Below are 20,591 nucleotides of genomic sequence, written 5' to 3'. Positions count from 1 at the left end.
CGCCGATGCAACCGGAAGCCCGGTGACGGCGCTCGTGGAGATCCCGGCATGCTCTCACGCCTCTTCGGCCGTTGGCGGAACTCGAACCAGGATGTCGTCGACAGGCTTTACGAACGAATCGTGGCGGCGGCGCGGCAGCCCGTGTTCTATTCACAGTGGAACGTGCCCGACACGCCGCTGGGGCGCTTCGAGATGCTGTCGCTGCACATGTTCCTGTTCCTGCATCGCTGCCGGCGCGACGAGGCGGTCCTTCGCGATCTCGCCCAGGAACTCACCGACGACTTCTTCACCGATGTCGACCACTCCCTGCGCGAACTCGGCATCGGCGACATGGGGGTGCCGAAGCGCATGAAGAAGCTCGCCAAGATGTTCTACGGCCGCGCCCAGGCCTATGGCGAGGCGATCGATGCCGGCGATCTCGAAGCCCTTTCGCTGGCCTTGTCGCGCAACGTCCTGCCGGAAACGGCCGAATGGCCGCAGTCGACGCTGATGGCAGCCTATGTTCTGGAGGCCAATTCCGCGCTCGCGGCCCAGACGGCGGAGGAAATCTCGGCGGGAAGGGTGGAATTTCCGGCGCGGCAGGGCTAACTCCCGCACGACATGACCATGACCTTCAACGCCCAGAGCCCGATATCCTTCAAGACGAGCGTTCTGCGTCTGCCGCGCAAGGGCGTTCCCGTTTCCATCGTCGCGGACGAGGAGCAACGCGCCGCGCTTTCGGCCGAACATGGTCTTCTTTCGGTGGAGCGCCTGTCAGCCGAACTGCTCGTGGTGCCGTGGAAGAGCGACGGCGTGCGCGTCACCGGCCGGGTGGAGGCCGAGATCCAGCAGGCCTGCGTGGCGACGCTCGAGCCCATCGGGGCGTCGATCCGGGAGAACATCGACGCGATCTTCATTCCCGAAGGATCGTCGCTGGCCAAGCGGGTCGCGGACCCGTCCGGCGAGTTCCTTCTGGACCCGGACGGACCCGACGCGCCGGAACTCTTCGTCGGCGACATGCTCGACGTCGGGGCCGTGGCGGAGGAATTCTTCGCGCTTGCCATCGATCCCTATCCGCGCAGCCGCGCGGCGCCTGCCTTGCCGGTCGCGCCGGACGACGGCGAGGCTGCCAAGCCGGTTTCCCCCTTCGCGATCCTGCGGAACCTGAAGCCCGGCGGCTGAATGGCCTCCCGGGAACCGATTCCGGTTGTGCGCGTCCTGAAAAAGGATATTTTCGCCGGGCTTCGGCGAGGCGTGCACGGTCGGCAACCAACGATGAGACAAGAGTGATCAGAATCTCCATTGACGCGATGGGCGGCGACCACGGTCCGGAGATCATTCTCCATGGCTTGGACAATGTCGCACAACGCCGGACCGACGTGCGGTTTCTCATTTTCGGCCGCGAGGATGCGGTCGCGCCGGTCCTTCGCAAATATCCCCGTGTCGCGGCGATCTCGGATTTCACTCACTGCGAGGTTTCGGTCCGAATGGACGACAAGCCGAGCCAGGCGCTTCGCCATGGCCGCTGGAAGTCGTCGATGTGGAAGTCGATCGAGGCCGTCAAGGCCGGCGACGCCGACGTCTGCGTGTCGGCGGGCAACACCGGCGCGTTGATGGCCATGTCGAAATTCTGCCTGCGCACCATGGCCGCCATCGAGCGGCCGGCGATCGCGGCGATCTGGCCGACGGCCAAGAGCGAGAGCATCGTCCTCGACGTGGGCGCGACGATCGGGGCCGACGCGCATCAGTTGATCGACTTCGCCATTCTCGGCAGCGCGATGGCGCGTGCGCTCTTCCAGGTCGACCGCCCGACGGTGGGTCTGCTCAACGTCGGCGTCGAAGAGGTGAAGGGGCAGGAGGATGTCCGCGAGGCCGGCCGCCTGCTGCGCGAGGCCGACCTGACGTCGATGCGCTATCACGGGTTCGTGGAGGGAGACGACATCGGTCGCGGCACGGTCGACGTCGTGGTGACGGAAGGCTTTGCCGGCAACATCGCCCTGAAGACGGCGGAAGGGACGGCACGGCAGATCGGCGAGTATCTTCGCGCCGCCATGAGCCGGACGCTGATGGCCAAGGTCGGCTATCTGTTCGCCCGCAACGCCTTCCAGCGCCTGCGCGAGAAGATGGACGTCCGCAAGATCAATGGCGGCGTGTTTCTCGGCCTCAACGGAATCGTCGTGAAAAGCCATGGCGGCACCGACGACGAAGGCTTTGCGGCGGCCGTCGAACTCGGCTACGACATGGCCCGAAACAACCTCATCGACAAGATCCGCGCCGACATCGATGCCTTTCACGCTGCGATGCCCGCCGGGCGCGCTGGCCGGCAAGCCGATGGCGAGCCGACCGACTTATAGGGGCAGGAAATGATTCGTTCTGTGGTCCGCGGCATCGGCTCTGCCTTGCCTCGGCGCATCATGCGCAATGCCGACTTCGAAGGCGTGCTGGAGACGTCGGACGCCTGGATCGTCCAGAGGACCGGCATCCGGCAGCGCCATATCGCCGCCGACGACGAGACGACCGCTTCGCTCGGAGAAGCCGCCGCCCGGGCCGCCCTCGACGCGGCCGGGCTCACGGTCGACGACATCGACCTGATCGTTCTGGCGACGTCGACGCCCAATCACACGTTCCCGGCGACATCGGTCGAGATCCAGGAACGGCTCGGCATGCGCCACGGCTTCGCCTTCGATCTGCAGGCGGTGTGCAGCGGCTTCGTCTATGCGGTGACGACGGCCGATCTCTACCTTCGCGGCGGCCTTGCGAAGCGCGTTCTGGTGATCGGCGCCGAGACCTTCTCGCGCCTTCTCGACTGGTCCGACCGTTCCACCTGCGTTCTCTTCGGCGATGGCGCGGGCGCGCTGGTGCTCGAGGCGGCGGAAGGCGAGGGCGGGCTTGCGGATCGCGGCATCCTGGCGGCCAGCCTGCGTTCGGACGGGACGCACAAGATGAAGCTCTATGTCGATGGCGGACCATCCACCACCCAGACCGTCGGGCATCTTCGCATGGAGGGCCGCGAGGTCTTCAAGCATGCGGTCGGCATGATCACCGACGTGATCGAAGCCACCTTCGCGACGGCCGGGATAACCGCCGACGACCTCGACTGGTTCGTGCCCCACCAGGCCAACAAGCGGATCATCGACGCGTCGGCCAAGAAGCTCGGCATCGCCGAGGAGAAGGTGGTCGTGACCGTCGACCTGCATGGCAACACCTCGGCGGCGTCCGTTCCGCTGGCGCTGTCGGTGGCGGTCGCGGACGGCCGGATCAAGCGCGGCGATCTGGTGTTGCTGGAAGCCATGGGCGGTGGATTTACGTGGGGCGCGGTCCTGATTCGCTGGTAGAATCAAACGGCGAGTCAGACCTGCGTAGCCTTGACCGCGCCGGTGCGATTTCCTAACCTATGCCCATTGAATACCTACAATTTTTTCTTCAGATTGGGACGATCCGATGGGGGGTAAGACTCTGACGCGCGCCGACCTCGCCGAGTCCGTGTATCGGAAAGTCGGCTTGTCGCGAACGGAATCGGCGCAGCTCGTCGAAATGGTGCTCGACGAGATCTGCACGGCGATCGTCGCGGGCGAGACCGTCAAGCTTTCCTCCTTCGCCACGTTCCATGTGCGCGAGAAGAACGAGCGGATCGGCCGCAACCCCAAGACGGGTCAGGAAGTGCCGATCCTGCCCCGCAAGGTCATGACCTTCAAGGCCTCCAACGTGCTGAAGAACCGCATTCTGGAAACGCACAAGAAGGCCAAGGGCAAGGCCTGAAGCCAGGCGGCAGCGCTCTCCCGGCGCCGGCTGGTCGCATCCTCCTGCGCGCTCTTGAATAGGCTGGCCCAACCAGATGAAATGGGCGGCGAATCGCAAAGAGAGCCCAAGACATGGACAAGAGCCCGGACGCCTTCCGGACCATCAGCGAGGTGGCCGAAGATCTCGACCTGCCGCAGCATGTCCTGCGCTTCTGGGAAACGCGCTTCACGCAGATCAAGCCGCTGAAGCGCGGCGGCGGACGGCGCTACTATCGACCCCAGGACGTCGACCTGATCAAGGGCATCAAGAGCATGCTCTACGATCAGGGCTACACGATCAAGGGCGTCCAGAAGCTTCTCAAGGAGAATGGAAACCAGTTCGTCGCGGCGATCGGCGCCGGGGACATGGCTGCCGCCGACCTCATTGCACAGCGCAAGCAGCAGCCCGCCACGCCGCCAACGGTCAGCGCGCCGCCGCGCGGCGCGGAAGACGAGACCCTGGTCGGCGAAGCCAAGGCCCGCCCGAGCCGCCGGTTCTTCGGTCTCGGCAAGGCGGAGGAGGACGGAGCGGTGCCGCCGGATGGCGGAAGGCTCACGCGCGACAATCGGGCGCTGCTGCAGGAAGCGCTGTTCGACCTGCTCGAATGCAAGCGCCTGCTCGACCAGGTGCGATGACGGCGCCCGGCGGGCGCCCCTGCCTCGCGCCCGTCAATCGTCGTTCGCGGCGGTCAGATTCTCCGGGCGGATGCCCTCCTCGGCCGGACGATGGTCGATCACGCGTGCCAGCACCAGGCGACGGGACTTGACCAGCGGCGCCATGGCGGCGCGTACGCGTTCCAGGCGCGGGTTCTGCTCATGCTGCGACAGGGCGAGGGCCGAGGCGTAGGTTTCCTGGACCATGAGACGGTTCCGGACGGCCTCCCCGCCACGCTCGATGGGCTCCAGCACCTCGAACCGCAAGCAGCCCTGTTCTTCCTCGAGCGTGCGCCGCGCGTGGTCGGTCAGCAGCGCGCGAAGTTCGTCGGCGCGTCCTTCCTCGGTCTCGTATTCGACGATGACGGCGTGTTCGTCCACCCGAATCCTCCTCGCAAACGTTCGATCCGGGCCGATTGTAGCCTTGGGATTGCGTGCTTGCCAACGCGGGGGAGGGGGGCGAGGTTCCTGCCGGAGCCGGGCACCCGGTCGGCGGGCGCTATTTTTCCCGCGCGGTGAAGGTGCCGTCCCAGCCGGGAGGCGGCGGGTCGGCCCGCAGCACGGCCAGGCGTCCGCGCATGATCTTGTAGAGCTTCGCCAGTTCGGGCGGCGAATCCGCGTCGAAGGCGTCGAGCGCGGCTTCCGTCGCGTCGAAGTCGAGCGCGCGGTAGTGGGCCAGGAATCGGTCGTGCCGCGCCTTCAGCGCCTGGAACGTGGCGCTTTCCTTCACGTCGCGATGGCCGAGCAGGGTGAAGACCGGCGTCGGCTCGGCCCGCCCGACGAGTTTCACCCGGTCGACCTCCAGAAGGGCGAAATCGTCCATGCCCTCGGCGGTGCTGCCCGAGATCAGGTTCGACAGGCCATACTGCTTCGTCATGCCCTCGATACGCGCGGCGACGTTCACCGGGTCGCCGATCGCCGAGTAGTCGAACCGCTGCCGCGAGCCGAGATTGCCGACGCAGCAGATGCCCGAATTGAGGCCGACGCCGACGCCGATATCCGTGCCGTGCTCGCTGTTGAAGCGAACGAGCGCGGCCTGCATGGCCAAGACGCTTTCGCAGGCCTTGCGCCGGTGGTCCGGAACGTCGAGGGGCGCGTTCCAGAATGCCATGATGCCGTCGCCCATGTACTTGTCGATGGTCGCGCCGCGCTCCATCAGCACGTCGGTCATGGGGGTGAGGTAGTTGTTGAGAAACTCGGTGAGCTCGTTGGCGCCGAGTTTTTCCGACAGTGTGGTGAAGCCGCGAATGTCGGCGAAGAGCAGCGTCAGCTCCTTGTTTTCGCCCCCGAGCACCAGGCTTTGCGGATTGTCCATCAGTTTCTCGACCATGGACGGCGCCAGATAGTGGCTGAAGGCGGAGCGGATGTAGCGCCGTTCGCTTTCGCTGACGAGCAGCCGCACGCCCGACGCGATGCCATAGGCCAGCAGGCTGCTCTGGGCGGGCAGGATGGGCGAGAGCAGCAGGTTGTACCAGGCAAAGGCGAGCCAGCCCGTGACGACCGCGATCGCGATCGCGGCCGTCGCCACGAGCGCGTTGGCAAGTGCCGGCAGCGACGGCAGGAAGGCGAGCACCAGCAGGGTCAGCACGATGGCGAGCGCCACCTCGGCGCCCACCGCCCAGTCGGGCCGGCTGAGAAAGCTGCCGCCCAGGATCTGGTCGATGATCTCGGCATGGACGAGCACGCCCGGCACGCCCGACGCGAGCGGCGTGGAGACGAGGTCGCGCAGGCCGATGGCGGAGGTGCCGATCAGCACGATGTGGCCGGCGATGACGTCTTCCAGCGCCGGGTCCACGCTCTCGCTCGCCAGGCTGGCGGCGGGGACGATGTTGGCGACGGGCTGGCCGGAAAAATAGACCCACATGGTGGCGTCCGGCCCGGTCGGAACCTCGTAGTGGCCGTTCTTGATCGCGATCATGCCCGGCAGCCCGGTGTCCTGCTCGCCATGGGCCCCGGTGCTGCGGATCACATAGGTCGACGCGCCCTGCGCCATGCGCAGCAGTTCCATCGAGAGCGCCGGGTAGAGCCTGGTGTCGAAGCGGGCGACCAGCGGTATCTGCCGCACGACGCCGTCGCGGGCGGGCGGGAAGTTGATCAGGCCGATGCCGGGCGCCGCCGCATCAAGCGCCGGCAGGTTGCGCACGCTGCCCAGATATCCCGGCAGGTAGTCGACCGGGCTCGTGCCGCCGAATCCGAATCCGGCCTTGGGGTCGGGCGGCGGCGTGCGGGTGGTCTCGGCGAGCGCCAGGCCGGCGACGACGGGAGACAGGGCGAAAACGTCGGCCAGATAGGCGTCATTGTCGAGGACCGCGCCCTGGTCCGGCTCGACGATCTGGAAGCCCTGGCGTCGCAGTTCCTGGAGCGCCAGCACCGGCGAGGTGCGATCCGGCTCGGCCAGCAGCATGTCGAGGCCGATGGCGGCGGCGCCCATCTCGGTCATGTTGCCGATGATGCGCGCCAGAACCGTGCGCGGCCAGGGCCATTGGCCAAGCTCGCCGATGCTCGCGTCGTCGATGTCGATGACGGTGATGGGGCTGCCGGCCAGCGGCCTCGGCTTCAGCGCCTGATAGCCGTCGAAGACCATGGCATTGAGCCGGTCGACCGGGCTGAGGGGCGAGAAGGCGGCCAGGATCACGAACAGGGCGGACAGAACGCCGGACGCCCAGATGGACGTGCGCCGATAGCGTCGCAAGGCATTGCCGAGGCTCTTGGCGAGGTTGGTCACGTGCGCCTTGCCCGCCCCGGCGTCTCGCTTCGGCGGCGCGCGACCTGGTTCGGCGACGTCGGGCGCGACACGACGGGAACTGTCAGTGTCCGAGCGATGGCGACGTGCCGGTCTGGACGCCGGCGATGGTGCCGGTGGCAAGCACCCCGTCGCCGGCGATGCCGAAGTTGCCGATCACGCCGCCCGCCTTGATGGACCCGTTGTTGACGAAGGCGCCGCTGATGCCGCCGTTCACGTTGTTGCCGTAATCGTGCATCGATCCCGCAAACAGCGCCTGATTGCCCGTCGAGACGTCGCTCACTTCCGAAAACAGGTTCATGCCGTCGAAATTGCTGATGTTCAGGGTGCCCCTGCGGTCGTCGAAGTCGAACGTCATGTTCATGCTGCCCGACGCGATGTACTTGACCGTGCCACTATCCGTGTCGCGCGACACGTTGCCGAGCGCCGTTCCTGCATAGGTGCCCACGATGCCCGTCGGCATGTCCGCCGGGTTGGTGATGTCGCCCGCCACCCAGGTGCCCATGTGGACATGGTCGGAGCGGGTGGTCGTGGTTTCACCGTCGTCGTAGTCGGTGCGCACGCGCGTTCCCCACCAGCCCCAGTCGAGGAAGGTGCATTCCGTGCAGTGGGCGTAGCCGTCGATCGGGTTGGCGCGGCCGGACACGATGTAGCTGCCGGGATTGTCGCCAGCCTTGTTGGGCAGATTCTGTTCGTCGGACGTCCGGAGCCGTGTGTTTTCGTTGTCGCCATTTTGGGCCGCGCCGAAGACGTTGTCATCGACGAAGGCGCTTCCGCCACCGCTGCCCTGTCCCGGGCCGAACGCGAGATCATAGCCGTCCACGGCTTCGTTGCCGTCGAGCACTCCGTAATAATAGATTTCGTTGTCGTATTCGTAGGGCACGTAGACGGTGTCGGAGAGTTCCGCCGTTGCCGAAACGTTGTTCGTCGCCGCGTCGAGCGAGAGAACGAAGGTCGGATTGATGCCGCTGAGCACGATGTAGGGGTTGTCGGCGCCGTCATAGCTGGATTCGACCATGCCGGACATGAAACCGCTGTAGGTGCGTGAGGTCCGGCCCGCCGGATCCTGCGGCGTCGTCGAAACGAGATCGGCCACGTGGTGCGTTGCGTAGGGATAGCCGCCGGCGAGGTAGCCTTCGCCGTTGTCATAATCATAGCCAGGGCCAAGCAGGATGTCTGCGTAGCCGTCAGGCGGGGAGATGCTGCCGCCGAGGACGAAGTGCTCGGCATTCTGGCCGAAGAAGGTGTTTCCGTTCACGCCCTCGGTCGCCACCACCGCGCCGCGCATGTTGGCGGGGCCGGCGGAGGCGTCGTAGCGGAAGCTTCCCCGGCGTGCACCGCCCAGCGAGGCATCGCCGTCCGGGTCGACGCCGATCGACGTGACGTAGAGGTGCGCTGCGCTCTTCTGGTCCTCGCCGCTGCCCTCGATGTAGATCCAGGACTGGAACACCTTCGCATCCCAGTTGGTCTGGTCTTCGCCGTGGTCGGCCGCCGTGTTCGACTCGACGATGTAGAGGTTGGTCGAACTCAGGTACTGGCTGTCCATCGGTCCGAACAGGTCGGCGAAGAAGAACGGGGCCTCGATGCCGGCAAGCGGATCCTGCGTCAGCGTGTATTCGCGAATGTTGGTGCCGGTATTGAGGCTCTGGACCACGGCGACCGGCGTCGCTGTGCCGGTGAGCAGGTGGTAGGGATCGGCCGGGTCGCCATCGAAGCCCAGGAAGTAGGCGGCAAAATCGCCGCGGCCGGCATAGGCGGTCCCGGAGACATCGCGATCGTTCGCGATACCCGTGATGGCGATGGCCTCGAGCCCGTCGTCGCCCTCGATGCCTGTCACGTCGGGCAGCTGGGTCACGTCGGCGCTGTTGATCAGCATCCCGCCCGTCTTGTCGAAGGTCACCCTCCGGTCGCTTTCCGGCGTCGAACCGACGATGCCGCGCGGACCGGCGTCGTCGAAGGTTTCCGCGCTGCCGATCGGCTCGAATAGGTCGGGCGCGGTCAGCACCCGGGCCGTGAGAATGTCCGCCTGCCCCGTGCGCTTGCCGGCGATCGTGCCGACCGCGCGATAACCGTTGTAATAGTCCTCGATCGTGAAGTCGCCGATGACGCCGGCCGCCTTGTCGGTGCCGTTGTTGACGAAGGCGCCGTTGATGGTGAAGCAGGCCGACTCGCCGCAATACTCGCTCTGCGCATAGAAGAGCGCCTGAGAGTCCCAACCATTGCCGGAGGCCTGCCCGTAGAGCGAATACCCGTCGAAATTGTCGATCCAGAACTCGCCGGCGCGATCGTTGAAATTGTAGGACATGCCGAACGTGCCGCTGGCGACGTATTGTGCCGTCGTGTAGGGATCCACCTGCACGGCGACGGTGCCCAGCATGGTGCCCTGGTAGGTGGCGCGGATGTTGGTCGGCAGGTCGACCGGGTTCGTGATGTCGCCGGCGACCCATGTGCCCATGTGGACAAAGTCGTTTCGCCCGTTGGGCAGCGCCGCACTTTCCCCTGGCTGCACGGTGACGCGGGTGCCCCACCAGCCCCAGTCGATGAAGTCGCAGTCGCCGCAATGCGAAAAGCCCTCGATCGGCACGGCGCGACCCGAAACCAGATAGCTGCCGGGATTGGTCGACGAGGTATGGGCCACTTCCTGCGGTTCGGTCCCGTACTCCCCCCCGTACTCACCCTCGTATTCGCCGAAGTCGCCATCCGTCAGGATGCGGGTGTTGCCGGGGTCGTTGTTCTGCACCGCGCCATAGATGTCCCAGGCGACATAGGTGTTTCCGCCGGTCGCCCCCAGGCCGCCGGTCTCCAGGTCGCCGAAGGGGCCGAGGTCGAGTTCGTTCACGGGTGCCGCGCCGAAGGTCAGGAGGTAGCTCTCGACCTCCCAGGCGTCGTTGAAGATGTCGGTGAGAATGCCGACCGCCGCGACCGAATTGTTGACCGCGTCGAGTTCCATGTAGAAGTTCGTGCCGGTGGTGGAGGCCAGCGCATAGGGGTAGTCCGGGTTGGACGAGGACTCGGCCATGCCGGCCATGAAACCGGCCACGTTTCGCGACGTGCGCTCATAATTGGCCTGCGGCGTTTCATCCACCAGCGAAGCGACATGGTGCGACCCGAACGCTGCATCGCTCTCGTAGTCGACGGACGAATCGAAGAACGTCTGGTTCGGATCGAGCGAGGAGCCGATGACGAAATGATCCGCGTTCGGCCCGAAGAAATGCGACCCGTCCGGCCCGGCCAGCGTCGTCATGGCGCCGCGCATGTTGACGGCACTGGAATCGGAGGAGGAGCGGTAGCTGCCGCGGCGCGATCCGCCGAGCACGTCCGCGTCCAGTTCGTCCACGTAGTTCGACGACGCGGTCACGAAGACGGCGCTCTTCTGGTTGAGCCCCTCGCCTTCGATCGAGAGCCAGCTCATGAAGGTCTCGAACTCGCCGGTGACGGAATCGCCCGGCTCGACGACATAGAAGTTGGTCGCGCTGGCATTGGTCACGGGTCCGTAGGACGTGGGCGCGAAGAACGGCACGCCCACGTTCGGGTCCGACGTCAGGCTGTACTGGCGGATGTCGTTCAGCGTCTGGTTCTCGGCCGCAGCCACCAGATCCGTTCCCGTTCCGTGGATCATGTAGAACGGGTAGGTCGTGTCGGTGCCGTATTCGAGCAGATAGGCGGCGAAATCGCCTCGGCCCGCATAGGCCATGCCGGTCAGCGTGTTGCCGCTGAAGACGCCGTCGGTCACGATGAACGCCTCGAGCCCTTCGTCGCCTTGCGTGCCCGTGTAGTCGGGGAGGTTGACGACGTTGGCGCCCGCGACGAGCCGATTGTTGGTCTTGGCGAAGGTCACGACTTCCTGGGTGAAGGGCTGCGGCGCGCCGAAGCTCATGATGCTGAAGCCGGACATCGGGCTGGGGCCGCCGTAATACACCGTCCCCGTGGTCGTCACGAGCGGGACCACGGGCGCGCGCGTGTCGACGTCCGAGACCTTGGTCTCCACCTCCTCGATGCCGCTCGACTTCACCGCGATCGAGCGCGGCGTGGGGATCGGAACGGTGTTGGGAAGGTTGGAATTGGACTGTGGCACGGGGCTGTTCTGCACCGTTCCGTCGGTGGGCTTCTCCGAGGCGCCGCCGGTCTGGCCGTCGCCGCCGGCCAACGCCGTCTGGAAGGTGGAGGCGTCGCTTTCGTTGCGGCGGCGCACATTGGTGTCCAGCCCGCCGCCATTGCCGCGAACCACCAGCGTGTAGCCCGGCTCGTAGATGCGCGAGCGCTTGCCGTCGCGGCCGCGGAACTGGACCTCGTCGCCGAAGATCATCGAGAACAGGGCCTGGTCGGACGAATCCACGCGGCCTTCGACCATGGCGCCACGGATGCCGATGGTGCCGACCGGCGTGTTGATCGTGGCGCCATCCGGCCGGCGGCTGGTCTGGCCGCCGATGAAGCGGAACGCGCCCTTGGCGACGGTCGCGACCACCTTGGCGTCGCCCGTCGCGGGGTTGTAGACGAACTCGTCGATGGTCAGCTGGCTGTTGGGACCGACCGTGAAGGTGGTTCCGTCGAGCAGCAGCACCTGCACCAGCCCGCGCGCGTCAGTGACAATCTCTTCCTTGAAGATGACGGTCTGGCCCAGCGAGATGACCCGCGGCGCGCCGCCGGGCGCGCGGCCCCGTGCGTCGGTGTTGACGGCGGCGGCAACGCCCACCTTGGCCACGGCCGGCGACTGCGCCGTCAGCAGCGCGGCGGCGGCCACGCCGGCCGACAGCGTGCGCACGAACATGGACTTTCCGGGGCGAGCGGCCATGATCAGAACCTCTTCACGACGCTGAGCGAGACGGAGAGATTGTCGTAATCCCGGATCGCGTAGTTCGAACTGACGTTGCGGTATTCCGTGTCGGCCATGAGCGACCAGCTCTTGGCGACGGGCACCAGCAGGCTGGCGCCGACATAGGCCTCGTGGTCGACCTCCGACAACGTCGGATCGATGACCGGGTCGGGATCGTCGTAGTCGCGATAGACGTAACCGGCCGTCGGCGAAAGCGTCCACGGCCCGTAGGACTTGCCGAAAGGCGAGGCGAAGGCATAGCTGAAACTGGCGGAGACGCCGGCCTCGACATAGGCGAGATAACCGAAGTCGGATTCGGTGCGCTGGACGTAGCCGCCGCCGTTGAGCATCAGGACCGGCGTGACGATGTAGCTGTTGCTGGTGTACAGGCGGTACTCGTTGCCGTCGCGCCGGTTCGCGGTCGGGGCCGCGCTCGATTCCTGGTAGTCGCGATAGCGATATTCGAAGGCGGTGAGGCTGGACGTGCGCGCCGTCGGGCGAATGACGAAGCGGGTGCCGATGCCGCCGGCCGCCGAATAGAAATGGTCGTCGACGAACACGCCCGACGCGATGCCGTAGACGCCGAGCACGGCGTTGTCGACGCCGAAACGGCCCATGTCGAAGGCCGGGCCGAAGGTCAGCTCGGCCAGGGCGGTGTCCAGCTCGTCGCGCTTGAACTGCTTGGAGCCGTAGAAGACGAGGTCGGCTTCGAGCGAATCGCCCTGGCTCGGCAGGTCGTAGCTCCCATGCAGATTGCCGGCGATGTAGGCATTGCCGTCCGCCGCGCCGACGGAGCCCGGATCGATCGTCAGGCCGCCGCTGGTGAGCACGGTGCCGAGACCCGGCGCGCGGTTGGCGTTGGTCTGGTAGCGCACGCCGGCGCGAAGCTGGCCGGAAAAGCGGGTGTCCATCTCCGCCGTCGCGATGCCCGACAGGTATTCCTCGACCTTGAGGCGAACCGCATCCGGCACCTGCGGTCCGGCGATCGCCGCCTGGAAATAGGTGCGTGCGGTGACATAGGCGCCGAGGCGGTAGTAGAGCACGCCGAGCTCCAGCTGCAGCCGGGGGAGTCCCGGCGCGAAGATCAGCATGCGCTCGAGGGTGGCGATGGCGGCTTCCAGGTCCCCGACCTGCGCCGACAGCGCCGCATACTGAAACGCGGCGTCGAGATCGTCCGGCTTCTCGAGCATGCGCTGGAAAAGCGCGCTGCGCTTGGCCTGAAGCGTGGCGATGTCGACGCCGACCTGCGGCGCGGCCACCACCTTGGGCGCCACGTTCGTATTCGTCTGGGCCGACGCGCTCGTTGCAAAGGCAACGAGCGCTCCAGCCAGGATTGCTTGCGTCCACACGCGCACGAATTCCCCCGGAAGCCGGCGTTCAATTCGGCTGACGTTGCGTCAAACCTCCGGGGGTGTCAACGAGATGCTGATTGCAACAAACGCCAGCCTGAACGCCCGCTCGCAGGCTGTGTCGTTTCGGAGACACTTCTCCGCCTAATTCAGAGGCAGAGCTGTTCTTGTTGCCTAAAGTTGTCATTACCGGACATTGCGCAAGAACAAGCAAATATACTTCTTGGCGTTCGGCCGGTTCGATCCGGTGCCCTCGCATCGGATCGAACCGGCCGTTTGAAGTCTTAGAGCGTGTCGCTTTAGCGCGGGTGGTGGAACAGGTTGAGGTAGGTGGGGTCGAAATCGGCGAGTTTGGCCAGGCCGTCCCAGTCGTGGATCACGATCCGGTTGCCTTTCCAGGTCGTGAACCCGGTGGCGCGCAGATCCTGCAGCGTCCGGTTGGTGTGGACGATGGAAAGTCCGACCAGATCGGCGATTTCGGCCTGGGTGAGCGGAAAGTCGAACGAGCCGTTCTCGACACGGCCGACGATCTCCAGCCGCTTGTAGACCTCGCACACCATGTAGGCGAGATGGCGGATCGGCTCCATGCGTCCCATGCACGCGATCCAGTTGCGCTGGATGGCGGCGTCGATGGCGACCATCATGAACAGCATGCGTCCGAGATGCGGCATCTCCGTCGCGAGACGCTGCACGTCGCGATGGGGCACGAAGGCGACCGTGACGGGCGTCAGCGCCACCACGGCGTGATCCATCACCTTCAGGAAGAAGCCGTGCATGTCGACGAAGTCACCCGAGACATGCAGTGCGGTCAACTGGCGGTTGCCGTTGGCGAGATGGCGGCTGCGCGCCGCGATGCCGTCGACGAGAAGGCAGCTCTCGGTCGGACGGGACGCCTCGGCGACGATTTCCTCGCTGTCGCCATAGCGCTTCAGGCGCCAGGGAAGGTCACGGAGCGCCTGCCGCTCCTCGTCGGAAAGGGCGTCGCGCCGTTCCAGCGATGCAATCAGGGGCTGCGCGTCGAAGCGGTGTGTGTCGGTGGAGGCGCCGGCCGCGCCGTTTCCGCTGGGAGGCGCGGGGTCGAGAAGCAGGATGCGCGACCCGGAGGCGTTTTCCGTCTTCAGGCCGGCTTGTGTGATCGATGACATGTCTGGGCCCCCGCGCCATTGAACGTATCCATCCAATGGATGAGACGCCATCTGGTTCCACGGGTATCGCACGGCATCGCCGGCCGCCAGCAGCGGCAAAGAACGCGCCGTTGCGACACGCGCAACGGCGCGACCGTCGCAGGAGGTTGTTGGGCCAAGTTTGCGTCGGCTTGCCAGCAACCCCCGAAATGCGTCCGGGTTCCGTTCCGTCTATGCAGATCGGCCCTCGAGGATCAGCGTCGCCATGCGCCGCGTCGCCAGAACGTAGCCCTCGACCCCGAAGCCGGCGATCACGCCGTCGGCCCGCAGCGACACATAGGAATGATGGCGGAAGCTCTCCCGCTTGTGCACGTTCGAGATGTGCACCTCGAGCACCGGCCCTTCGAAGGCGTTGAGGGCATCGAGAATGGCCACGGACGTGTGGGTGAAGGCGCCGGGATTGATGATGATGCCGGCCGCCGCCTCGCGGGCTTCATGGATCCAGTCGATGATCTGGTGCTCGGCATTGGACTGGGCGAACCGGATGTCGAAGCCGAGTTCGCCCGCCAGCGCGCGGCAGCCCGCCTCCACGTCGGCGAGGGTCTCGCGGCCGTAGATCTCGGGCTGTCGCTTGCCGAGGAGGTTCAGGTTTGGTCCGTTGAGGATGAAGACGGTCTGCATCGGGCTCCCTCACGCCGGCGACTTGCCGGAAGCGCTGTGTGTGCCCGGGGCCTCGTGACGGGGCTGGGGCAGGGCGGTTGGCGGTCCCGGTCAGTCGGCGATTTCGGGTTGGTCGTCAAGCGGTCGCGATGGCCCTGGAACGGTTGCGTCAGAAGTCGATCTTCAGACCGATCACGTTCGAATTGGTCGCGTCGCGCATGTTGCCCAGCGTGTGCCATGCGCCGGATCGATGGTGAATGCGGTACACCAACGCGACGCCCGGCAGCGCCGAGGAGCGGAATTGCAGTTCGGGGCCGAGGTAGAACAGGAGCCGGGCATCGCCTTTCGCGCCCCTGCGCCGACTTTCGATCCCCACCGCCTTGTTGACCGCGGAGAGGCCGACCACCAGCGAGGGCGAGATGGTGATGGGGCCAATGGTCGGCCCGACATGCGTGGCCGAAACGCCTCCCCACACCTCGCCGCTGACGTCGGGACCCACCCGGGCCGCCACGCCGGCTTCCGTGCCAAAGCTCACGCCGTTTTCGAAACGGACGAAATCGTGCTGGAGCGCCGCGCCGAGGATCATGCGCCTGTCGAAGCGACTGCCGAAAGGAATGATGGCGTCGCCGGGGAAATGTCCCTGCATCATCGGCCCGCCGAACAGAAGAACCGAATTGCGGCTGCGTTCGTTGCCGGCAAAGGCGTCGGGGGACAGCCAGAACAGGACTGTCAACGCGCCGAGCAGGCTCATCCCGTGTCTGGCCAAGCGACCCCGCATCACTTGCCATCTCCCATGCTCGAACGCCACACGCATCTCCTATACTATGGCCTCCGGCGGTAAAAATCCAGTTAGGCCGCCATCGGCGCGCCGGGTTCGCCGCCCGCGCGCTCGGCTGATGGTCGGCTCAGGCCGTATGCCATGCCTAACCTTTTGATATAAAACCACTTGCGGCGTTCGACCGGCTTCGGGCGTTCCGCACGGTACTCTTCACCCATCGAACAGGACCGGTCTTGCCTGCCTCCGGCACCGCGGAAGCGGTCCCCGGATGAAGTCCGATCAGGTGAGCCCGAGCACGACGACGGGATCCAGAGGCGCTCAGGCCCGCGGCCGTGCGGCCGCACCGGGCGGCTCTGGCGTTGATCCCCGCGGCGGGGGGCAGGCGGCGGGACCGCCGCGCTGCGCCGGATGGCGACGGCCGTCAGGCCGCGCCGCCCCAGTCGCCGATGCCGGCATAGATCGCGTCGCGCAGATCGCGCACCTCGCGATTGAGGTCGTTGAGTCGGGTCGCGCTTTGGCCTGAAGCGGCGAGCAGCGCGTCGGCCAGGCAGCCGGCCCGTGACCGGAGGGCCCGACCCTGATCGGTCAGCGCGACGACCACCTGGCGTTCATTCAGGGGGTTTCGTGTCCGTCGCAGGAAGCCAGCCGCTTCGAGGCGCTTGAGCAAAGGGGTGAGGGTGCTCGACTCCAGCGCCAGTCTCTCGGCGATGCCGCCCACGGTGAGTTCGTCCTGACGCCAGAGCACGTTGAGGACGAGATACTGGGGATAGGTCAGCCCGAGATCGTCCAGCAGGGGCTTGTAGACGCGCTGGATCGCCATGCCGGCCGAGTAGATGGCGTAGCAGAGCTGGTCGTCCAGCGGTAGGGGCTCGTTCGTTTCGTCGTTCGTCATCGGTGTCTCCCTTGAGGCTCTCTTAGCAGATCCGCTCGAAAAAGAATATCGCGATAAAAATTATGCTGGACAAGCTCATTGTCCAGGCCTATATGGGGATTGTCGCGATAACAGTTATCGCAAGAACAAAGAAAGGACCACACCATGAGTGCCAGGATGGGAAGCTTCTTGATGGCGACGGCCGCGATTGCGGGCCTCGCTGCGGTCACCAGCGCGCCGGCCGCAGACCGGATCGCCGACGATCAGGCAGTGCGCAACGTCGTGCTGGTGCACGGCGCCTTCGCCGACGGGTCGGGCTGGCGCGGGGTCTACGACGAGCTGACCGCTCGCGGGTATCGCGTCTCCATCGTCCAGAACCCGCTGACCTCGCTTGCCGAGGACGTCGCGGCGACGACGCGCATCCTCGACCGCCAGGACGGTCCGACCATCCTCGTCGGCCATTCATGGGGCGGGACCGTCATCACGGAGGCGGGCGTCCACCCCAAGGTCGAGGGCCTCGTCTACGTGTCGGCCCTCTCGCCCGACGCCGGCGAGACGACGTCGCAGCAGTACGAGGGTTTCCAGACGCCGCCGGAATTCGTCATCGACGTGGGAGCCGACGGCTTCGGGTTCATCAACCTCGACAAGTTCAAGATCGGCTTCGCTAACGACACCAGCGACGCGGACGCGGCCTTCATGCGGGTTTCGCAGGTGCCGATCGACATGTCCGTCTTCGCCACCCGGCTGGAACATGCGGCCTGGCGCACCAAGCCCAGCTGGGCCGTCATCGCCACCGAGGACAAGGCTTTCGACCAGCGCATGCTGCGCGCCATGGCCGAGCGCATCGGCGCCGAGATCACCGAAGTCCCGGCCAGCCACGCGGTGTTCATGACGCAGCCGAAGCTGGTCGCCGATGTGATCCACCGCGCGGCGCAGGGCTCGGCCCAAGCCGCGCGCTGATGCCGGGTGCCGCAGCAGGCTAACAGGCGGCGTCTTCGGCGACGCCTGTCCCCTCCCGCGGGCCGGGAGACGAGGAAGGCCTTCACGCGCAGGGTCGCCCGGGAAGGCGGAAGCGGCTGGCCCTGGCCTGGGCCGGGGTCGCTTCCCGCAAGAAAACGGCACCGGCTCCCGAGCCGGGCAACCCGGATCATGAACCAGTAGAACCAGAGAGTCAGATCATGCTTGTCACACCCAAATTCGATCCCGTCGCCGAGCGGCCCGGCGTCGATCACCGGCAGATCTATGTCCTCGTCGCCTGGCTGGTCGACGGCGCGCGGTCGAGCACCGATGCCCGTTCCTTCGTCGAGGAAGTGTGCCGACGACTGCTCGCGGCAGGGGTTCCGCTCGACCGCGTCGGCCTCTTCATCAACACGCTGCATCCCAATGTCGCCGCCCGCCGCTTCCTGTGGACCAGCGCCGAGGGGGTGACGATGCAGGAAGGTCCCATCAGCCTGTTCTCGCCGGACCAGCATCTCGAGAACCCGCTTCCCCTGGTCACCTCGCGCCAGACCTCGGTCCGGCGAATGCTGACCAGCCCGGCGTCGCTGACCGAGTTCACCATCCTGGCCGACCTTCGCGAGGAGGGTTTCACCGACTACCTCGCGCAGCCGCTGATCTTCACGACGGGCGAGACGCATGCGGCCACGTTCGCGACGCGGCATGCGGCGGGGTTCACCGGAGACCAGCTCGCCGCCCTCGAACGGGTGCGCCAGCCGCTGGCGCGGGTGGTCGAGGCGTACCTGCTCAGAATGAACGCGGCCTGCATCATCTCGACCTATGTCGGGCGCGGCAGCGGCAACCAGATCCTGCAAGGCCGCATCCGTCGCGGCGATGGCGAGGAAATTGCCGCCGCGATCCTGTTCGCCGACCTGATCGGCTTCACCGAACTGTCGAACCAGCTGACCGGGGAGCAGATGGTGGAGACGCTCAACGACGCCTTCGACGTCGTCGTGCCCCTGGTGGAAGCCAATGGCGGGGAAATCCTCAAGTTCCTCGGCGACGGCTTCTTCGCCATCTTTCCCTATGGCGGCAGCCGCCTGATCGACGACGCCGTGCGGTCGGCGCGGCAGACCATCATGGAAGGCGAGGAAAGGCTTGCCCGCGCACCGGTCGGCAGGGACGTCGCCTTCCGCTGGGCGCTGCATGCGGGACGGTTCCACTACGGCAACATCGGCGGTGCGAACCGGCTCGACTTCACTGCCATCGGCCGGCCGGTCAACTATGCGGCGCGGCTGCTGGCGGCGGCGTCCGACCTTTCCCTCAAGCACGTCGCGTCGGGCACCGTCGCGGAGTATCTTTGCACGATGCCGAGGGTCGCCGCGGAAGTCGAGTTCAAGGGATTCGAGGGGAAACAGAAGATCTACAGGTGCTGACCACCCGGTCCGCTCATCCAGGGACAGGGAACCGAAAGGAAAGGCAATGACCTTCGATCTCACGCGGCGAACACTGATTTCCTCAGGGACGGCGGCGGCCACCCTGTTGATGATGCCACGCATGACCTTCGCTCAAAACCAAGGAGACATGACGATGTCGACGATCAAGACCTCGGACGGAACCACTCTCTTCTACAAGGACTGGGGGCCGAAGGACGCCCAGCCCATCGTCTTCCACCATGGCTGGCCGCTCTCGGGCGACGACTGGGACAATCAGATGCTGTACTTCCTGGAACGGGGATATCGCGTCGTGGCCCATGACCGGCGCGGTCACGGCCGGTCGGACCAGACGGACACCGGCAACGACATGGACACCTACGCGGCCGACGTGGCCGACCTCGCCCGGGCGCTCGATCTGAGGAACGCCGTCCATATCGGCCACTCCACCGGCGGCGGCGAGGTTGCGCGCTATGCGGCACGCGCGGAGGCCGGCCGGGTCGCCAGGGCCGTCCTGATCGGGGCGGTGCCGCCGGTCATGGTCGCCTCGGCAGCCAATCCCGACGGCATTCCGCTCGAGGTGTTCGACGGTTTCCGCGCGGCCCTGATCGCCAACCGGGCGCAGTTCTTCCGCGACATTCCGGCGGGCCCGTTCTACGGCTTCAACCGCGACGGCGCGAAGGTCAGCGAGGGCATGATCGACAACTGGTGGCGCCAGGGCATGGCCGGTGGCGCGAAGGCTCACTACGACTGCATCAAGGCCTTCTCGGAAACCGACTTCACCGAAGACCTCGAGGCGATCACGGTGCCGGTCCTCCTGATCCATGGCGAGGACGACCAGATCGTGCCGATCGCGAATTCGGCGCACAAGGCGATCAGGCTGTTGAGGAACGGGACGCTGAAGACCTATCCGGGCCTCTCGCACGGGCTTTTCGCCACGCATCCGGAAATCATCAACCCGGATCTCCTGGCCTTCATCCGGGCCTGAGCGGGTATTCGCGACGACATCGGGGGCGGGCTTGGTCCTGCCCCCGTGACGACACCGCCGTGACGGCACAGGCAGGCGAGATGCGTTGCACGCAAACGGTGCTGACCGGCAGGATGTCTGGAATGGCGGGACTTCTTTCCGTCGGGCAGGCCGGATTCGAACCGACGACCCCTTGACCCCCAGTCAAGTGCGCTACCGGGCTGCGCTACTGCCCGAAGGAAAGAAGTCCCTCGCTCGAAGCGTCCAGGAACTCCGGCCGGCGGAGACTGCGTCCCTCGACCTTCCGGTCGATCGCGGGGCCGGGGCTCCGCGCCGAACCGTGGGAAGCCCTATATTCTCGAAGGTTCAGGTGCAAGAGCCAAATTCGAGAAATGTGGCCCGGGATCGCGTCCCCCATGGCCCGGAAGCGGGGGCGCCGCCGCTTCCGGGTCTGTCGCGTGTCGACGGACCCTAAAGCGGGTCGCGCCCAACCGTATTGGACGCG

The 20,591-nt window shown here is 66.2% G+C and carries 17 protein-coding genes and 1 tRNA gene; 9 read left to right on the top strand and 9 right to left on the bottom strand.

Going from position 1 to position 20,591, the window contains the following annotated elements:
• Positions 1-48 precede the first annotated feature (48 nt).
• From EJC49_RS05990 to EJC49_RS05965, 6 genes are all read left to right on the top strand, one after another.
• Positions 49-588, top strand: coding sequence for a ubiquinol-cytochrome C chaperone family protein (locus tag EJC49_RS05990; protein WP_126698552.1), 540 nt, complete (start codon positions 49-51; stop codon positions 586-588).
• Between the two features lie 18 nt (positions 589-606).
• Positions 607-1,161, top strand: a complete 555-nt coding sequence (locus tag EJC49_RS05985; RefSeq protein ID WP_126698551.1) for a YceD family protein — start codon at positions 607-609, stop codon at positions 1,159-1,161.
• Positions 1,162-1,265: 104 nt separating this feature from the next.
• The gene (gene plsX / locus EJC49_RS05980; RefSeq protein ID WP_126698550.1) at positions 1,266-2,333 is read left to right on the top strand and encodes a phosphate acyltransferase PlsX; all 1,068 of its coding nucleotides are present in this window, start codon (positions 1,266-1,268) and stop codon (positions 2,331-2,333) included.
• A gap of 9 nt (positions 2,334-2,342) precedes the next feature.
• Positions 2,343-3,314: a beta-ketoacyl-ACP synthase III gene (locus EJC49_RS05975; RefSeq protein ID WP_126698549.1), complete on the top strand. Its 972-nt coding sequence runs from the start codon at positions 2,343-2,345 to the stop codon at positions 3,312-3,314.
• A 106-nt stretch (positions 3,315-3,420) separates the two neighbouring features.
• Positions 3,421-3,738, top strand: coding sequence for an integration host factor subunit alpha (locus tag EJC49_RS05970; RefSeq protein ID WP_126698548.1), 318 nt, complete (start codon positions 3,421-3,423; stop codon positions 3,736-3,738).
• Between the two features lie 113 nt (positions 3,739-3,851).
• Entirely contained in the window at positions 3,852-4,394 is a 543-nt protein-coding gene (locus tag EJC49_RS05965) for a MerR family transcriptional regulator (RefSeq protein WP_126698547.1), read from the top strand.
• A 33-nt stretch (positions 4,395-4,427) separates the two neighbouring features.
• Here the strand turns inward: EJC49_RS05965 and EJC49_RS05960 are convergent, their stop codons facing one another.
• The 8 genes from EJC49_RS05960 to EJC49_RS05925 all read right to left on the bottom strand — a co-directional run bounded on the left by EJC49_RS05960 (position 4,428) and on the right by EJC49_RS05925 (position 16,771).
• Positions 4,428-4,793, bottom strand: a complete 366-nt coding sequence (locus EJC49_RS05960) for a putative quinol monooxygenase (RefSeq protein WP_126698546.1) — start codon at positions 4,791-4,793, stop codon at positions 4,428-4,430.
• A gap of 118 nt (positions 4,794-4,911) precedes the next feature.
• On the bottom strand, positions 4,912-7,137 hold the full coding sequence (locus tag EJC49_RS05955; RefSeq protein WP_170314631.1) for a CHASE2 domain-containing protein: 2,226 nt from the start codon (positions 7,135-7,137) through the stop codon (positions 4,912-4,914).
• Between the two features lie 82 nt (positions 7,138-7,219).
• Positions 7,220-11,947, bottom strand: a complete 4,728-nt coding sequence (locus tag EJC49_RS05950; RefSeq protein ID WP_126698544.1) for a FecR family protein — start codon at positions 11,945-11,947, stop codon at positions 7,220-7,222.
• Between the two features lie 2 nt (positions 11,948-11,949).
• Positions 11,950-13,317 carry a tetratricopeptide repeat protein gene (locus EJC49_RS05945; protein WP_126698543.1) on the bottom strand — a complete coding sequence of 456 codons (1,368 nt, stop codon included), beginning with the start codon at positions 13,315-13,317 and terminating at the stop codon, positions 11,950-11,952.
• A 299-nt stretch (positions 13,318-13,616) separates the two neighbouring features.
• Positions 13,617-14,462, bottom strand: coding sequence for a Crp/Fnr family transcriptional regulator (locus EJC49_RS05940; protein ID WP_126698542.1), 846 nt, complete (start codon positions 14,460-14,462; stop codon positions 13,617-13,619).
• Between the two features lie 210 nt (positions 14,463-14,672).
• Entirely contained in the window at positions 14,673-15,122 is a 450-nt protein-coding gene (gene aroQ, locus EJC49_RS05935) for a type II 3-dehydroquinate dehydratase (protein ID WP_126698541.1), read from the bottom strand.
• 148 nt (positions 15,123-15,270) lie between these two features.
• Entirely contained in the window at positions 15,271-15,879 is a 609-nt protein-coding gene (locus EJC49_RS05930) for a hypothetical protein (RefSeq protein ID WP_126698540.1), read from the bottom strand.
• A gap of 421 nt (positions 15,880-16,300) precedes the next feature.
• The gene (locus EJC49_RS05925) at positions 16,301-16,771 is read right to left on the bottom strand and encodes a MarR family winged helix-turn-helix transcriptional regulator (RefSeq protein ID WP_126698539.1); all 471 of its coding nucleotides are present in this window, start codon (positions 16,769-16,771) and stop codon (positions 16,301-16,303) included.
• Between the two features lie 144 nt (positions 16,772-16,915).
• Between EJC49_RS05925 and EJC49_RS05920 the strand changes: the two genes are divergently transcribed.
• The 3 genes from EJC49_RS05920 (at position 16,916) to EJC49_RS05910 (ending at position 20,107) form a co-directional block, all read left to right on the top strand.
• Positions 16,916-17,710 carry an alpha/beta fold hydrolase gene (locus tag EJC49_RS05920; RefSeq protein WP_126698538.1) on the top strand — a complete coding sequence of 265 codons (795 nt, stop codon included), beginning with the start codon at positions 16,916-16,918 and terminating at the stop codon, positions 17,708-17,710.
• Between the two features lie 218 nt (positions 17,711-17,928).
• Complete coding sequence (locus EJC49_RS05915) at positions 17,929-19,122, top strand: adenylate/guanylate cyclase domain-containing protein (RefSeq protein ID WP_126698537.1); 1,194 nt, start codon at positions 17,929-17,931, stop codon at positions 19,120-19,122.
• 154 nt (positions 19,123-19,276) lie between these two features.
• Positions 19,277-20,107, top strand: a complete 831-nt coding sequence (locus tag EJC49_RS05910) for an alpha/beta fold hydrolase (protein ID WP_126698536.1) — start codon at positions 19,277-19,279, stop codon at positions 20,105-20,107.
• A gap of 141 nt (positions 20,108-20,248) precedes the next feature.
• Here the strand turns inward: EJC49_RS05910 and EJC49_RS05905 are convergent.
• Positions 20,249-20,322 (bottom strand) — tRNA-Pro (locus tag EJC49_RS05905).
• Between the last annotated feature and the right edge of the window lie 269 nt (positions 20,323-20,591).

It is taken from the genome of Aquibium carbonis (genome assembly GCF_003970795.1).
Taxonomy (GTDB): domain Bacteria; phylum Pseudomonadota; class Alphaproteobacteria; order Rhizobiales; family Rhizobiaceae; genus Aquibium; species Aquibium carbonis.
Note: the sequence above shows the minus strand (reverse complement) of the source record. Positions and strands in the feature narration are given on the sequence as shown.

Coding starts and splice junctions, on each gene's coding strand:
- EJC49_RS05940 (WP_126698542.1), bottom strand. CDS start 14,462: ATGTCATCGATCACACAAGCCGGCCTGAAGACGGAAAACGCCTCCGGG.
- EJC49_RS05985 (WP_126698551.1), top strand. CDS start 607: ATGACCTTCAACGCCCAGAGCCCGATATCCTTCAAGACGAGCGTTCTG.
- EJC49_RS05930 (WP_126698540.1), bottom strand. CDS start 15,879: ATGCGGGGTCGCTTGGCCAGACACGGGATGAGCCTGCTCGGCGCGTTG.
- EJC49_RS05910 (WP_126698536.1), top strand. CDS start 19,277: ATGTCGACGATCAAGACCTCGGACGGAACCACTCTCTTCTACAAGGAC.
- EJC49_RS05975 (WP_126698549.1), top strand. CDS start 2,343: ATGATTCGTTCTGTGGTCCGCGGCATCGGCTCTGCCTTGCCTCGGCGC.
- EJC49_RS05915 (WP_126698537.1), top strand. CDS start 17,929: ATGCTTGTCACACCCAAATTCGATCCCGTCGCCGAGCGGCCCGGCGTC.
- EJC49_RS05990 (WP_126698552.1), top strand. CDS start 49: ATGCTCTCACGCCTCTTCGGCCGTTGGCGGAACTCGAACCAGGATGTC.
- EJC49_RS05965 (WP_126698547.1), top strand. CDS start 3,852: ATGGACAAGAGCCCGGACGCCTTCCGGACCATCAGCGAGGTGGCCGAA.
- EJC49_RS05920 (WP_126698538.1), top strand. CDS start 16,916: ATGAGTGCCAGGATGGGAAGCTTCTTGATGGCGACGGCCGCGATTGCG.
- EJC49_RS05970 (WP_126698548.1), top strand. CDS start 3,421: ATGGGGGGTAAGACTCTGACGCGCGCCGACCTCGCCGAGTCCGTGTAT.
- EJC49_RS05950 (WP_126698544.1), bottom strand. CDS start 11,947: ATGGCCGCTCGCCCCGGAAAGTCCATGTTCGTGCGCACGCTGTCGGCC.
- aroQ (WP_126698541.1), bottom strand. CDS start 15,122: ATGCAGACCGTCTTCATCCTCAACGGACCAAACCTGAACCTCCTCGGC.
- EJC49_RS05925 (WP_126698539.1), bottom strand. CDS start 16,771: ATGACGAACGACGAAACGAACGAGCCCCTACCGCTGGACGACCAGCTC.